Origin of the sequence: Stieleria mannarensis (genome assembly GCF_014154935.1) — a bacterium.
Classification (GTDB): Bacteria; Planctomycetota; Planctomycetia; order Pirellulales; family Pirellulaceae; genus Stieleria; species Stieleria mannarensis.
Genome location: NZ_JACEHH010000038.1, coordinates 56,008 through 70,785, shown reverse-complemented (window position 1 = coordinate 70,785; position 14,778 = coordinate 56,008). Strand labels below are relative to the sequence as shown.

Sequence of the window (14,778 nt, the reverse complement as noted above, 5' to 3'; positions counted from 1 at the left end):
AGATCACGGAGCTAGCGCCAGATCAGGCTTCGCTCAATGCAGCGAACAAGCTGATGAAGCCCAGCAAGTGGCCCGCGCTGACTCGGCACGGCGATCTGGTCTGGGGTGAATGCCAAGGCAGCGGCGCTAATCCCTATCGCACGGTCTTTGACAATTCCAACGCGGGTTACAAATGCACGTGCCCCTCACGCAAGTATCCTTGCAAGCACGTGCTGGCGCTGATGTGGATGTACGTCGAGGATCCAGCGCCGTTTGCCGATGGCGAAACGCCTCAGTGGGTGAACGATTGGTCGGGGCGTCGCCGCAACACGAGCGGCAGTGCGCGGGGCAAGTCGGACGAGAAGTCCGTCAGCAAAGCCGGCAAGAGCCTGGCGGTCGCCCAACAAGCGGAGCAGAACAAGCCGCTGGATCCCAAGGCCGAGGCACGACGCAAAGCGGCCGCCGAGAAACGCGCCAAAGCCACTCGCAAGTCGATTGCGGCGGGGATCGATGAATTGCAGCAGTGGACCGAGGATCAAGTTCGAGGCGGACTGGCGGCGTTCCTGAGCGATCCGAATGCGCGTTGCCGAACGATCGCGGCGCGGTTGGTGGACGCCAAGGCTCAAGCGATGGCCAGCCGGTTGGACGAATTGCCGTCACGGCTGATGCAGGTCTCCGGCGATCGGCGGCTCGATCTGCTGATTCAAGAACTCGGACGCATCGTGCTGATTTGCCGAGCCTGGAAAGCGAATCAAGAGGACGCAGAGTTGACGCGGTTGGTCGGAAGTAGCGAAACCCGCGACTCGATCTTGGAATTGCAGCACGCAACCCGAGTGGCGGCGATTTGGGAGGTGGTCGGGGAGCAAGTGACGACACGACGCGACGGTTTGGTCAGTCAGGCGACTTGGCTGATGAACCTGGGAGACGGACTTCGGTTCGCGTTGTTGCTGGATTTCTTTCCCGCTTCACTTGGCAATCGAAGCAGCACGTTTGCGGTCGGGGAACGGTTTGAAGCGGAGTTGGCGTTCTATCCCGCACGGCATCCTGTTCGTGCGGTGATTGCCGAGCGAAAAAGCGGCGATCCCTCCCGAGCCGTCGATGAAATGTCCTGGCCGGTCACGACGACACCGCCGCTGGACAGTTACCGCGAAACGTTGGGTCGGGCGCCGTGGATGGACACCGTCCCGATGCTCTTGCCCGGCGGTCGGATCGCTCAAGCGGATTCGAGTTACTGGTGGCGGTCCGACGACGGCGGGATCGCGCTGCCGATTGGCGGAAGACCGGCCAAGCACATCGCCGGTGTCGCCATGCAACAGACCGCCGCGTTGTGGGACGGGATGATTCTTACCCTGCTTTCGTCGCAGTCCGAATGGGGAAGCCTTTCCTATGGCGAGTGATCTGCTGCAAACATTGAACGCACTGAAGGGATGCTGGATGATCGGTGGTTCGGCGGTGGGAAAAACGCCCGCGTCATGGCGCGCCGCGGTACAGGACGATCCGAATCCAGAGTTGGCGATATTGGCGTTGGCCGGGCAAGCGATGCAATTCGCGCTTCAAGCGACGCCCGGTGGCGAACTGAAAGTCACGCCGACGTTGCCCGCTTTGAGTTTGCCGACACCGCCGCCGCAAGCACGCCAGCACTTCCGACACTTGATTCGCATCATCAAGATCACCGAGTCGCAGACGGCGGACGTGATGCACTTGCTCGCGGCGCGCGGCTACGTCGTTCATCCGGCCGACTACATGCCGAAAAGTTTCCACCTGTTGCCGGACGTCTACGGATCATGGGCTTCGTGGCAGAACGCCGAACAGGAAAGTGACAAGACGGGGGAACACGATCAAATCAACGCCGACAATTGGGATGCCTGGATGCCGGCGGAACGTCGGGCCGCGTTGTCCGTCTTGCGTCGCACGCAGCCCGAGGCGGCGCGGCAGTTGATCGCGGACAAGGCTCCGACCGTCCCCGCCGCCGAGCGATTGAGAATCATCGAAACGATCGGCGAAGCATTGTGCGAAGAAGATCAATCTTTATTGGAAGGTTTTTCAAAAGACCGGTCTGCCAAGGTCCGTCGACTGGTCGAGCAGTACCTGGCCCGCATCGGAGCGGCCGAGGACGAGGCAGCTGAAGTCGCGGAGTTCGCAGATTTTTTTTCGGTCGCCAAGAAGCGTCTCCGGGGCGGTTTTAAAATCACGGCCAACCGGTTGAAGACGACCGCCCAGCGAAAACGTCGTGGCGAGTTGGCTGCCAAACTGAGCCTGCAGAGTTTTGTGCAAGGCTTGGGGTTGCCCGACGAAACCGAATTGATCAGCGGCTGGGAGCACGTCGACGAAGAAGCGTCCGACAGTCTGGTGCGGATGGTCGCTGCGACCGGCAACGAGCAGGCCGCCGCGACGATGGCGACGCGCATCACCTCGCTCGATGGAATCTCGGCCGAAGGATTCCAACAGTTGTTCGACCGATTGGGGAAGGACAGTCGCGGCATGTTGCTCCCGCGTGTGCTGGAGAACGACGACGCCAGCCTTTCCGCTGCGGTCGTGTGTGCGCAGGGTCTGTGGGGCGAGATCACGCTGGAACAATTGAAACCGCTGCAGGCGCTCAAACAGCTGAAAAAGCTTGCCGGTCAAGACACGACGAAGAACACGGTCGGGCAACAGACGCTTCGTCGGGGCCTGTTTTCGTTGGGGTTGTTGGCAGACCAAGCTGCCGCGACACAGTTGCTGGCGATGTTTACCGAGACCAATCTATTTGCATCCGACCCGATGCTTGGACTACTTAAACTCAATGCGTGCTTGCCACCAGGAGAGCCTCAGTGACTGAAGTCTTACGCGAGCCGGTCGAGAAGACCTATGCCGATGATCTGAAAGCGTTGAAAGCGGACGATCACCATCCCAAACCGGCCGGTTGGGTGCTCAGCCCTCAAGCCGTTGTCACCTACATCGTCGGCGGCAAGGTGGGCAAGCGACAGATCGATGCCAAGTATGTCGGCGATCGTCGGCTGATCGAAACCGCCGTTGCAACGCTGGCGACCGACCGGGCGTTGCTGTTGATGGGCGTCCCGGGGACGGCCAAGAGCTGGGTTTCGGAGCACATGGCCGCGGCGATCAGCGGTGATTCGACAAAGATCATTCAGTGCACCGCCGGTACCGACGAGAACCAGATTCGGTACGGATGGAACTACGCACAATTGCTGGCCAAGGGACCCAGTCGCGACGCGTTGGTGCCGACGCCGCTGTTTCGTGCGATGGAAAGCGGCAGTCTGTGTCGGTTGGAAGAGCTGACGAGAATGGGATCGGACGTGCAGGACACGCTGATCACGGTGTTGTCCGAAAAGATGCTGCCGATCCCTGAATTGAACGACGCGGTCTACGCACAACGCGGTTTCAACGTGATCGCAACCGCGAATGATCGGGACAAGGGCGTCAACGAATTGTCGGCCGCTTTGAAACGTCGCTTCAACGTCGTCGTGTTGCCTTTGCCAGACGATTTGGATCAAGAAATCCAGATCGTCACCCGGCGTGTCGGCGAGATGGCCCGGTCGCTGGATCTGCCCGCACCGAAGAATGTGGTCGAAGAGGTCACGCGGGTGCTGGCGATCTTTCGCGAACTGCGAGGCGGCGAAACTGCTGATGGAAAGACGACGCTGAAGAGCCCGTCGGCCACGCTTTCGACGGCCGAGGCGATCGCGGTGATGGTCAGCGGGTTCTCCCACGCGGCCTACTTCAACGACGGCATCCTGACCGCCGAAGGACTTGCGCCGAACGTGCTCGGTGCGATCGTCAAAGATCCGGTCCAAGACAAAGCCGTTTTGGAAGAGTATTTGGAGACGGTTTTAAAGAAACGCCGTGACTTTGCGGATTACTACACCACGCTGACCGAGTTGGTGTGATGCCAGGGGAAGTCGAGTATTTCGGCATACGACATCACGGCCCCGGGTCGGCACAGCGTTTGGTGGAGTCGCTTGATCGCGTGCGGCCGGCCGAGGTATTGATCGAGGGGCCCGCCGATCTGTCGGAATTAATTCCGATGTTGGCGGACAAGGACATGGTGCCACCGGTTGCCTTGCTGGCTTACCCGGCCGGTGAACCGGAACGTTCGGTGTTTTGGCCGTTTTCGGTGTTCTCGCCCGAATACCAAGCGATTCTTTGGGCGGCAAAGCACGACGTGCCGGCTCGCTTCATCGATTTGCCGGTTTACTGGCGGTTGCGAGACTCCGTTCCGGCGGCCGAACCAGAAGCGGCAGCTGAAAACTTTGACGCGAGTGACGAACACAAACCGGGATCCGATGACGTTCCAGAAAGTCCATTGGCGACGATCCAATGGGATCCGATCGGGGCACTTGCGTTTGCGGCCGGCTATGTAGACGGCGAGAGTTGGTGGCAGGATGTGATCGAAGAGAACCCCCAGCCGGGGCCGATTTTCGCCGCGGTCGCCGATGCCATGCGGGCGTTGCGAGAGGACGTGCCGCCGCCGAAAGAGGACGAAGCGGCTCGCGAGGCACACATGCGGCTGGAAATCGCCAAGTCACGCAAACGTGACGAAGGGACGATCGCAGTCGTCTGTGGCGCTTGGCATGTCCCGGCGTTGACCGAAAAGCACACGGCCAAAGACGATCGGGCGCTGCTCAAGGGCGTCCCCAAACGAAAGGTCTCGGCAACGTGGACTCCTTGGACCGCGCCCCGTTTGGCCCTGTCCAGCGGCTATGGAGCCGGCGTCCGCGCGCCTGGCTGGAACCGGCATCTGTGGGAAACGCCACGCAACGAACAAGCGACACGCTGGATCGCGCGGATCGCTCGTTGCTTGCGAGAACAAGGCCAAGTGGTTTCGACCGCATCGCTGATCGAAACCGAACGGTTGGCGGTCTCGTTGGCGGCGATCCGCGGACGACCGCAAGCCGGGTTTGAGGAACTGACCGACGCCACCGTGGCCTGCATGTGCTTTGGGAATCACCAGTTGTGGCAGTCGATTGCCGCGGACGTGTTGATCGGCAGCGAAGTGGGCCGTATTCCTGACGGCGTGCCGCTGGCTCCGTTGTTGGAGGATTTACAACGACAACAAAAGACGGCTCGACTGAAGCCCGAGGCATTGGAGCGTGAATTGTCGCTAGACTTGCGAAGCGACAGCGGACTGTTTCGTTCGACGCTGCTGCATCGCCTGGCTGCTCTGGATGTGCCGTGGGGGAAACTGGATGATCCGGGACGTAGCCGTGGAACGTTTCGCGAACGTTGGGTCTTGCGTTGGGAGCCCGAGTACTCGGTGTCCCTGGTCGAGAACCTGGTTTACGGTGCCACGATCGCCCAGGCGGCCTCCGGACGAATCATCGCTGGATTGCGGAAATCGAACCGGTTGGGTGACTTGTCGAATCTGGTCTTCGAAGCCCTGACGGCTCAATTGCCAGACGCCGCCGCCGAGGTCAGCGCGGCGCTTGAGCATCGTGCCGGACAGGCCACCGATTGCTTGGAGATGCTGTCGGCATTGCCGCCGATCGCGGACGTCCTGCGTTATGGGAAAGCCCGCCACGTTGACACGGGGCAGATGAATTCCTTGTTCGACCGGATTGCCGGCCAAGCTTCGATCGCCCTTCATTACGCGGCTCGCGGATTAGACGAAGAAGCCGCCGGCCTGCTGCGCAATTCGATTGCCGCAGCCGATCGTTCGATCCAGCTGATCGAGTCGCCGGCCCTGCCGCAATGGATCGACTCGCTCGGGGAAGTGATCCACGATGACCAGGCAACGGCGTTGGTCGCCGGACAGGCCGCCCGGTTGCTTTATGAAAGCGAACACCTGGGATCGGAAGACGCTGTCAGTCTGTTGAGCCGGAAACTGTCCCCCGGCACGACCATCGCAGACGCAGCAGGTTTCTTTGAAGGGTTTCTGGAGGGCGCCGGAAACCGTTTGATCCACGACGCGGATCTCCGCCACTGTGTCAGCGATTGGATCATGAGTCTGGATGAAGAGACGTTCGTTGAATCGCTGCCGCTGTTTCGGCGAGTCTTTTCAAACATGGACAAAATGGAACGTCGCCGGTTGCTCGACGCCGCGCTCGGCCGACAAACCACACAGACCGGTTATCAGGTGATCGAAGCCGTCGATCCGCTATGGTCCGATCACCTGCGGCGGGTCACCGAAATTTTGAGCGGAGGTGGATCCGATGGATGAACTGCAGCGGCGATGGCAAATGATGCTCGGTGGTCAGACGGAGGAGCTCGGCGAACACGACGCCCGCATCACCGCCGCACTCGACGCGTTGTATGAACAAGGCGATGGATCCGGCGGCGGAAAACGTTCGCGCCGCGGCGGGTTGGGGCGGTCCGCGCCACGTATCGCGAAATGGATGGGGGACGTCCGCGAGTGTTTTCCAACCCCGGTCGTTCAAGTCATCCAAAAGGACGCGTTTTCGCGGCTGGGATTGCAGCAGATGCTGTTGGAGCCCGAGTTTTTGGCGGCGATGCAAGCCGACGTCAATTTGGTCGCCGATCTGATGAGTCTGCGCGGCATGATGCCGGAAAAGACGAAACAGACGGCCCGCGAGGTGATCGGGAAAGTCGTCGCGGAACTGATGCAGCGGCTGGAACGAAGGACGGCCGAAGCGTTGCGCGGCGCGCTCGATCGTAGCAAGCGGACGACGCGACCTCGGGCAGCCGACATCGATTGGCCGCGAACGATCCGGGCGAACTTGCACCAGTACCTGCCTCAGTACAAAACCGTCGTGCCCGAGCGGCTGATCGGGTTTGCCAGGAAACAACGTCGATTGGTGGATTTGGACGAAGTGGTCTTGTGCGTCGATCAATCGGGATCGATGGCGCCCTCGGTCATCTATTCCTCCATCTTCGCCGCGGTGATGGCTTCGTTGCCGGTCGTGCGAACCCAACTGGTTTGCTTCGACACCGTGGTCCTGGACTTGACCGAAAAACTCTCGGATCCCGTCGAGGTCCTGTTCGGCATTCAGCTGGGCGGCGGCACCGACATCAACCAGGCGGTCAGCTACTGTTCCGAAAAGATCCAACAACCCCGCAAGTCGCATTTGATTCTGATCACCGATCTGTGCGAAGGGGGCAACGCCGACGAGCTGATTGCGCGGCTGGGCCGACTCGTTTCGGCCGGCGTCAACGTGATTGTTTTGTTGGCACTCAGTGACGAAGGGCGTCCCTACTACGACGCCGATTTGGCCGGCACCGTGGCCGCCATGGGCATCGCCGTATTCGCCTGCACGCCCGACCAATTCCCAGACTTGATGGCATCGGCGCTGCGCCGCGAGGACATTTTCCAGTGGGCGGCCAAGGAGGATGTAAAGACGATCGTGGCCGGCGAAAGCGACTCAGCGACTCGCTGACTCGTGGCTACCTTCGCCAGAAGGTGGATCCTGGGCGATTTCCACGCTCGCATCGAGCGTCGCTACGTCAAAGGGGCGGTCCCGCCATAGAAATCTCTTGATTCCGCGCTTCGCCGGCCTTGGGGCAGGATCTTTATTGAGAGTCACTTCGAATCCTCCGTCACGGAGCAACTCTCATCATGGCCACTCCTTCTTTAGACACTCACCGTCGATCGATCTGGTCGGCTGTCAGCGGGGCGTTCGTCGTCCTGGCATCGATTTGCCTGTTCTCCTCCGTCGCACAGGCGGGCTACACCGTGCTCGATGGGGCGCCTGTCACACAGGGCCAAATGCGAGTCGCCGAGGACGATTTCGAGGATTTGAAAGCAACGTTGCCGTCACCAAGCCAGTGCTTCACCTTGAAAGAGACGCGTGTGGAGGCCGAGATTTCGGGGGTTTTGGCGCGGGTTCGCGTTTCCCAGGTTTTCAAAAACCCCTACTCCGATCGACTCGAGGCCTTGTACGTCTTTCCGCTGCCTGAAAACTGCGCCGTCGACGCCTATTCGTTTCAGATCGGAGAACGCTTGGTCGTCGGGGAGGTCAAACGAAAGGACGAGGCACGTCGTCAATATGAGCAAGCCCGCGACGAGGGCCGAAAGGCGGCGTTGTTGGAGCAAGAACGGGCCAACGTGTTCTCTCAGGCGGTCGCCAATATCCCTCCCGATGGCGAGGTGACGGTGAACATCGAGTACGTGCATCCGCTGGAGATCGACGAAGATCGCTATGTTTTTCGTTTTCCGATGGTCGTTGGCCCCCGCTTTATCCCCGGACAACCGTTGAGCCGTCCCAACGTCGGTCGCGGTTGGGCAACCGACACCGACGAAGTCCCTGATGCGTCACGGATCACACCCGATTTTCTTCCCGAGGGAATGCGAAACGGCAACGACGTCTTTGTCACCGTGAAAGTCGATGCGGCCATGCCGATTCAGGAGATCGTGCCCGTCACACACGAGCTGGACATTCAACGGGCTTCGGAAACTCAAGCCGTCGCGACCCTAAAGAACCAGTCGACCATCGCCGACAAGGACTTTGTCATCGAATACCGTTTGGCCGGCGAGCAAAGCACGTTGGCGTCATTGGTACACCGCCGGTCGGATTCCGAAGCAGGTTACGTCATGTTGGCGCTGCAACCGAAATGGTCCGTCGAGCCCGCCGAGATCACGCCGCGTGAGGTGATTCTGGTTCTGGACACCAGCGGATCGATGAACGGGCCGGCGATCAGCCAATTGCGATTGTTCGCCCAGCATGTGCTGGATCATTTGAACCCGCAGGACGAGTTCCGCATGATCGCGTTCAATAATCATGCGACGGCGTTTCGGCAGGATTCGGTGGCGGCAAGTGATTCCAATGTCCAGGCTGCAAAGCAATTCGTGCGCGGGCTGCGTGCCAAGGGTGGGACGAAGCTGCTGCCGGCACTCCAGTTGGCGCTCGGGAATAACGTGGATGAACGGGTTCGACCCCGCTACATGATCCTGATGACCGACGCCCTGGTGGGTAATGATCATTCCATTCTGCGCTACCTACAAAAACCCGAGTTTCAGGACGCTCGGGTGTTCCCGATCGCATTCGGGGCCGCACCGAATGATTACTTGATCAGCCGCGCCGCGGAGATGGGACGCGGGTTCTCGATGCAAGTCAACAACCAGGACAACTCGGTCGAGATCGCTCGGCGTTTCAACGAACGTACCAGTCAGCCCTACATGACGGACTTGCAAATCGACTGGGGAGGACTGGTTATCAACGACCAAGTTCCCGCGCGACTTCCGGACCTGTACGCGGGCAAGCCGCTCGTCGTCTTGGGACGCTATGAAACCCCGGCGTCGGGGACCGTCCGTTTGCAGGGGAACGTGCTGGGGCAAGCTGTTGAAATGAAACTCGAACTCGAACTCCCGCCGCAAGAAGTTGCCCATGATTCGATCGGTCCGATTTGGGCCCGCCAGCGGATCCGACAGATCTGGAACCGCGACGTCGGCCACGAAACCCCACAAGGTCGTGAAGAAATCACCGCGCTGGGGCTGAAGCATCAACTGATGACTCAGTACACCTCCTTCATTGCGGTCGAGAAAGAACTCTCCGAGACATCGCAGGGGGCGCTGATCAGTGAGTCCGTCCCGGTGATGATGCCGGAGGGGATGACGGAAGCGTCCGTCGGTCGCTCTCGGGCGGTCGCCAAGTCGGTCCGCAGTGGTCCTGCGGCAGCTTCATCAGTTACCGCGGACAAGGTCACCGGGGACACGCCGCCGCAACGGCCAGTCGCTGTCGACAACGCGGCCCCCACCATGCCGGCGCCCTCGGGACCGTCTCCTTCCTCGTCCCAGTCTCACCGTTCGCCCACCGGCGGCCGCAACTTCTCGGGTGCGTCGGGCGGTGGCGGCGGCGGTGGTCCGATCGGACCGATCACCGCATTTTTCTCGCTCGGTGGCGCGGGCGCGGCCGCGATGATGCGGCGACGCAAGGCACGAAGTGCGATGGAGCAGACACGATGAGTGCAGGCGAATCCCTGATCCCGACGCTTCGCCAAAGCAGCGAGACCGGACACCGACGCATCTGCCGCCAGGGCCTGTCATGGTGCAAGGACCATCGCGTGACCCTGGTCGTTTCGGCGATCGCGATCCTGGCGTCTGTCGTTCCAGGTCTGGCCGCGGCGTTGCAATTGGATTTCGCGTCTGTCGCCGAGGGACAATGGTGGCGTTTTCTTTCCGGTCACCTCACGCACTATGACAGCCAGCATTTGTTTTGGGACGTGTTGATGTTTGTCGTGTTGGGGGCGGTCTGTGAACGACAACACCCAAAACTTTTTGGGGTCGCGCTGCTGGTGATGGCGCTTGGGATCTCGGCGGCGGTCGCGTTGATGTGCAAGGATGTTTCGGGCTACCGGGGGCTGAGCGGGATCGACACCGGGTTGTTCGTTTGGTTCATCGGCGATCAGTTTCGACACAGTCTTGCCGGTCGCGATCGAATGTTTGTCGCTTTTTGGACGGCGATGGCAACGTTGCTGGTCGGGAAACTGCTGTATGAATCCGTGACCGGCGAGGTGCTGTTTGTCGATGCCGATGGATTCAAGCCCTTGATCGAATCTCATCTGGCGGGCGCCGTCTTCGGCGGCTTGTTGGCAGGTGGTCCAACCGTCGGTGTCTCGCCTTGAGGGACCGTGGGTCTGGGGCAACGCTCCGGAGTCCGGTGAAGGATAGCGCGTTTGTCCAACGGCCGGGCACATCAACAAGAACGCTTGCGCCTACCGTCTAGTCGCCGCACTCGGACTGGACGCCGCTTTCCATCTTGAGAACCGGCAAACGTCCCCGCACGTCGATTTGCGATCGGATCGACGCAGGAGTGTTGTCGGCCGGGCGGGGGCGGTTTTCCGGCAACAGAGCCGGGGGGCGATAGTGCGAGCCTTGGCGGGTGCCGCGACGTTTGAATTCGGTTTCGATTTGCAGTTTGAGCGTGGATTTTTCCAGGCACCATTGGGGGCCGATCAGGTATTTCGGCGGCGCGTCGCCGCTGATCCGTTCGACGATCGTCGTGGGGGGGATGCGCTGCAGGAAATCGACCACGGTGTTGACGTAAGTGTCCTGTTGCATCAATTGAATTTTTCCGCTGGCCACCTCCTCGCCCAGCGGTGTGCCTTGGACGGCATACAGATTGTGCAATTTGATCGCGTCGAATCCCAGCCGGGCCACTTCGTCGGCCGTCTGCATCATCATCGCGTGGGTTTCGCCCGGGATACCCAAAATGATGTGGACACAGCACTCAAACCCTTGTCCCCGGCAGCGGTCGATGGCGTTGACCAGGTGATCGTGGTTGTGGACGCGGTTCATCCAATCGAGCCCCGGTTGATGCATCGTTTGCATCCCCAGCTCCAGGGAGACGTAGTGGTCCTGGGCCAGTTTGCGAGTCAAGTCGACGACACTTTCGGGGATGCAATCGGGGCGGGTGCCGATGGCCAGCCCGACGATGTCCGGGTGCCAACCCAGCGCCATCTGAAAGACCTCTTCGAGTTGGTCGACCGGGGCATAGGTGTTGGTGGCGGGCTGGAAATAGGCCAAAAACCCCTTCACCTGCTTGTATCGCCGGCGGACGCTGGTGATTCCGCCGTCCAATTGCTCCCCGACGCGTTTCAGCCGCACGCGACGTGAGGGGCTGAACGAGCGGTTGTCACAGAAATTGCACCCGCCACGGGCGACGGCGCCATCGACATTGGGACAGGTGAACCCGGCGTCGATACTGACCCGCTGGATTCGGCCGCCGAAACGACGCCGCAGTGCGGCGCCGAACGCGTTGAACGGCAACCCTTCACGCTGCCAAGCCAAACGATCGTTACAATGAGAAATTGTCAAAGGAGTCCGTTGCCAAACAGTGTTGCTCGATCGATAGTAGTAGGTGGCGGAATTCCGCCCCGGATGATTTGATTCTTTTTGTAGCACGACCAGTCTACCGCAATAGACCGTTTTGCCACATCCCGCGAGGACGACGGTGAATTATTACGACGACGACGCCGATCTAGATTTTGCCGGCCCTTACGGCCAGTTGACGCCCGTCGGGGGCGGCGACCCGATCCCCTTGATCAAAGAACGCCTGACCATCGGCCGCCGCGCCGAAAATGACGTTCAGCTGAAATTCAGCAATGTGTCCGGCCAGCATTGTCGTCTTTCCCTGGAACACGGCTATTGGTTCATCCGCGACATGAACAGCCGCAACGGGATCAAGGTCGATGGCCGTCCGGTGATCCGTAAACGGCTGGACCCGAAGTGCAAATTGTCGATCGCGCGGCACGAGTACCTGGTCGAATACGACCCACAAACGCTGGGCGCCTACGGCCCTCCGCCGGCCGACGACGAGTACCTGGACGAACTGATGCGAAGCTCGCTGATGGACCGCGCCGGACTCAGCAAACGCGACAGTAAAAAGCCCTTCGGCAACAAGGACCCGGAGTAGTTTCGGGCGGGACGTCGCGACCTTCGCCAGAAGGTCGCTCCACCGCGTTTTCCACGCTCTGGCGAGCATAGCGACCAAGTGACCCGCGGCTCAATCCGCCCGTGCCGGAGCCTGTTGTGTTTCGGTGATGTCGGCTGGCCGTGTCGGCTTTGAAGTGTCCCCTTCGGCCGGCTCGCGGACGGTTGCGGGGGCGTGGGGTGAATCCGGTTCTCGGTGGCGTCCCCGGTGGATGCGTTCGTCACCGACGCGGCGGACGAAAATCCACAGTGTGCCGCTGACCAGCAAGATCGACAGCAAGGCGGCGGCGCCTTCCCACAGCAGGGTCTGCTCCATCACCCCGACCGGCGCGAACACCTTGCTCAATCGATACTGAACCAGCACCAGCAGATCGGCCTGGTTGTCGCCGCCGGAGCCGAACTTGCCTTCGCCGGGCACGGCAACCGGTTGCATCGCCGCGATCCAGTGGCCGCCGTAGGCCTGGGCGTCTTCGGCAACCGCCACCGGATCTTGGTAATCGACATCGCCGCCGCGCAACAGGTCGTCCATCTTGTCGGCTTCGACCTTGTAGGGGTCTCCGGCGTTCCGCATGCCCGCCCGGTGTCGGGCTTCCAGGTACGGGTGTTGCAAGATCGTCCCACGCACCTTGCCTTCGCGAGCCTCGACCAGCACGGCGACCTGATTGGCCCCCTCGTCGCCTTGCAGCAATTCAAAGTCACCCAAGTTGACTGTGGCAACGAATACCGCATCGGGCTCGCCGGACCGGTCGTCGGACAAGTACACCGGGCCGCTGATCGCGACTTTCCACAAGCCCGTCGCGGTGGACTGAAAGGCGGCCGACAGATGCATGTGATCGAGCGGCTGGATCGAGTCGATCGGGGTGTTCCTGGGCAGATCGTTTTTCTGGGCGTGGTAGTACGTCCGGTACGCATAGTTTCGCCCGGCGCTGTTTTGGTCACGGGCGACCGGGTGGTCATAGGCGATGGCGAAGATCGTTCCCGAGCGGTCGGTGACAAACATCGTCGCCAACCGCGGGATCCGCGAATCCTCGCTCTCCCGCGTGTACTGTTTCAAGCGTCCGTCCAAGTATTGATCCATCGCGACGCGCGCCGGCAGATCCAACAGCGTGTCGCGAGTGTCGACCATTTTCAACGCCTGCTCGCTGGTGCGCTGGTCGGCGATGATGTTTAAATTGCGACTGACCGCCGGGTCGTTGAGTGCGGCGGCCAAGGAGGCTCGAAAACCGGGCTCGTCGATTTCGTCGCGGCACAATCGAAAGTAGCGTTCCAGTTCGCTTTCGAGTGTCCGCGCGGCAAACTTCGCCGCCAGCTGGTTGCTGCTAAAGGCTTCTTTTCGCAGCGCTTGCTTCGTTCCCTCGCTGGCTCGGTTGATCGTCCGTGCCGCGAAGATGCTGGTTGCAACCAACAACAACAACGGCCCGAGAATCCCCAGCAACATCAACGGCCGCTTGGCACGCATTTCCTCGCGGCGATCCAAGCGGTCCAGGATTTCTTGAACGTTGGTGAAACGGTCCTCGGGGTTGGCGGCCAGACAGCAGCTAACGATCCGCGACAGTTCGCGGTCCACACCGGAGCGTTGGATGTGGCGGGTCGGCGGTGAGGCCTTTTGGATCGATTCGCGGTAGCGCTGCAACCGCTTGGGCAGTGAACCGGCGGTGTCGAGTTGTTCGATGATCGAATCTTCGCGATACGGCGGGCCGCCGGTCAGCATCCGATACATGATCGCGCCGACGGCATACACGTCCCAGGCACTGCTGGGGGTCGATTCCAGATCGGCCTGTTCGGGTGCCATGTAGAACAACGTTCCCAACGACGGCGACTGGTCGTGTGTCATCCGGCTTTGGCCGAAGTCAGCCAATCGCGGTTCGTGGTCCTCGCCCAACAGGATGTTGGCCGGTTTGAGATCGCAGTGCAGCACCCCCTTGCTGTGGCTGTGGTTGAGCCCGATACAGATTTTGCGAAACATCAGAACCGACTCGGCGACCGGCATCGCCCCCCGCTGGGTCAGTTCCTCCTCCAGCGAGCCCCCGGTGACCAGTTCCATCACATAATACGGCGGATCGCTGTCCCAGCCGACTTCCAGCACTTGGACGATGTGGCGATCGGAGGATAATTGCACCAGGTTTTTGACCTCGTGGCTGAGCAGCGACCAATTGACACCGCCACGGTGCAAGAAAAATTTGATCGCGACCGGTCGGCCGGTGTTCAGATCCCGCCCGACCCAGACCTGTCCGAAAGCGCCGCTGCCCAAAAACCGCTCCAGCCGATACCCTGGGACATCGGCCGGGGGCGTCGTCGCCTGCATCGACAGCCGTTTGCTGGTCGATCGGCCACCCTCGGTTTGATACTGCGTTTGGTCTTCGTTGCTCACTCCGTCACTCTCGCCCTCTTCGAGCCCACCATCCGTCTTCCCCACCGTCCGTCTTCGATGCATTTTCACGTTCTGCGATCACCATGCTTTATTGTAGCGACCGAGG

General features: G+C 60.8%; 10 protein-coding genes. 8 read left to right on the top strand and 2 right to left on the bottom strand.

Annotated elements, in window-relative coordinates:
• Nucleotides 1-53: 53 nt before the first annotated feature.
• The 7 genes from H1B37_RS23070 to rrtA all read left to right on the top strand — a co-directional run bounded on the left by H1B37_RS23070 (nucleotide 54) and on the right by rrtA (nucleotide 10,494).
• Nucleotides 54-1,376 carry an SWIM zinc finger family protein gene (locus H1B37_RS23070; RefSeq protein ID WP_220498333.1) on the top strand — a complete coding sequence of 441 codons (1,323 nt, stop codon included), beginning with the start codon at nucleotides 54-56 and terminating at the stop codon, nucleotides 1,374-1,376.
• On the top strand, nucleotides 1,366-2,793 hold the full coding sequence (locus tag H1B37_RS23065) for a DUF5691 domain-containing protein (protein WP_182869212.1): 1,428 nt from the start codon (nucleotides 1,366-1,368) through the stop codon (nucleotides 2,791-2,793). Before H1B37_RS23070 ends, H1B37_RS23065 begins: the two co-directional genes overlap by 11 nt.
• Nucleotides 2,790-3,866, top strand: a complete 1,077-nt coding sequence (locus tag H1B37_RS23060; RefSeq protein WP_182869210.1) for an ATP-binding protein — start codon at nucleotides 2,790-2,792, stop codon at nucleotides 3,864-3,866. The genes H1B37_RS23065 and H1B37_RS23060 overlap by 4 nt, the downstream gene beginning before the upstream one ends.
• Nucleotides 3,866-6,136 carry a DUF5682 family protein gene (locus H1B37_RS23055; RefSeq protein WP_182869208.1) on the top strand — a complete coding sequence of 757 codons (2,271 nt, stop codon included), beginning with the start codon at nucleotides 3,866-3,868 and terminating at the stop codon, nucleotides 6,134-6,136. Before H1B37_RS23060 ends, H1B37_RS23055 begins: the two co-directional genes overlap by 1 nt.
• Nucleotides 6,129-7,310, top strand: a complete 1,182-nt coding sequence (locus H1B37_RS23050) for a VWA domain-containing protein (RefSeq protein ID WP_182869206.1) — start codon at nucleotides 6,129-6,131, stop codon at nucleotides 7,308-7,310. Before H1B37_RS23055 ends, H1B37_RS23050 begins: the two co-directional genes overlap by 8 nt.
• A 179-nt stretch (nucleotides 7,311-7,489) precedes the next feature.
• Entirely contained in the window at nucleotides 7,490-9,835 is a 2,346-nt protein-coding gene (locus tag H1B37_RS23045) for a VIT domain-containing protein (protein WP_182869204.1), read from the top strand.
• Nucleotides 9,832-10,494, top strand: coding sequence for a rhombosortase (gene rrtA, locus H1B37_RS23040; RefSeq protein WP_182869202.1), 663 nt, complete (start codon nucleotides 9,832-9,834; stop codon nucleotides 10,492-10,494). Before H1B37_RS23045 ends, rrtA begins: the two co-directional genes overlap by 4 nt.
• A gap of 97 nt (nucleotides 10,495-10,591) precedes the next feature.
• Here the strand turns inward: rrtA and mnmL are convergent, their stop codons facing one another.
• Entirely contained in the window at nucleotides 10,592-11,686 is a 1,095-nt protein-coding gene (mnmL, locus tag H1B37_RS23035; protein WP_286178066.1) for a tRNA modification radical SAM protein MnmL/YtqA, read from the bottom strand.
• Nucleotides 11,687-11,822: 136 nt separating this feature from the next.
• Between mnmL and H1B37_RS23030 the strand changes: the two genes are divergently transcribed.
• On the top strand, nucleotides 11,823-12,284 hold the full coding sequence (locus H1B37_RS23030; protein ID WP_182869201.1) for an FHA domain-containing protein: 462 nt from the start codon (nucleotides 11,823-11,825) through the stop codon (nucleotides 12,282-12,284).
• Nucleotides 12,285-12,374: 90 nt separating this feature from the next.
• Here the strand turns inward: H1B37_RS23030 and H1B37_RS23025 are convergent, their stop codons facing one another.
• Nucleotides 12,375-14,672, bottom strand: a complete 2,298-nt coding sequence (locus H1B37_RS23025; RefSeq protein ID WP_353620902.1) for a serine/threonine protein kinase — start codon at nucleotides 14,670-14,672, stop codon at nucleotides 12,375-12,377.
• Nucleotides 14,673-14,778: the final 106 nt, after the last annotated feature.

Coding starts and splice junctions, on each gene's coding strand:
- H1B37_RS23070 (WP_220498333.1), top strand. CDS start 54: ATGAAGCCCAGCAAGTGGCCCGCGCTGACTCGGCACGGCGATCTGGTC.
- H1B37_RS23065 (WP_182869212.1), top strand. CDS start 1,366: ATGGCGAGTGATCTGCTGCAAACATTGAACGCACTGAAGGGATGCTGG.
- H1B37_RS23055 (WP_182869208.1), top strand. CDS start 3,866: ATGCCAGGGGAAGTCGAGTATTTCGGCATACGACATCACGGCCCCGGG.
- H1B37_RS23050 (WP_182869206.1), top strand. CDS start 6,129: ATGGATGAACTGCAGCGGCGATGGCAAATGATGCTCGGTGGTCAGACG.
- H1B37_RS23045 (WP_182869204.1), top strand. CDS start 7,490: ATGGCCACTCCTTCTTTAGACACTCACCGTCGATCGATCTGGTCGGCT.
- rrtA (WP_182869202.1), top strand. CDS start 9,832: ATGAGTGCAGGCGAATCCCTGATCCCGACGCTTCGCCAAAGCAGCGAG.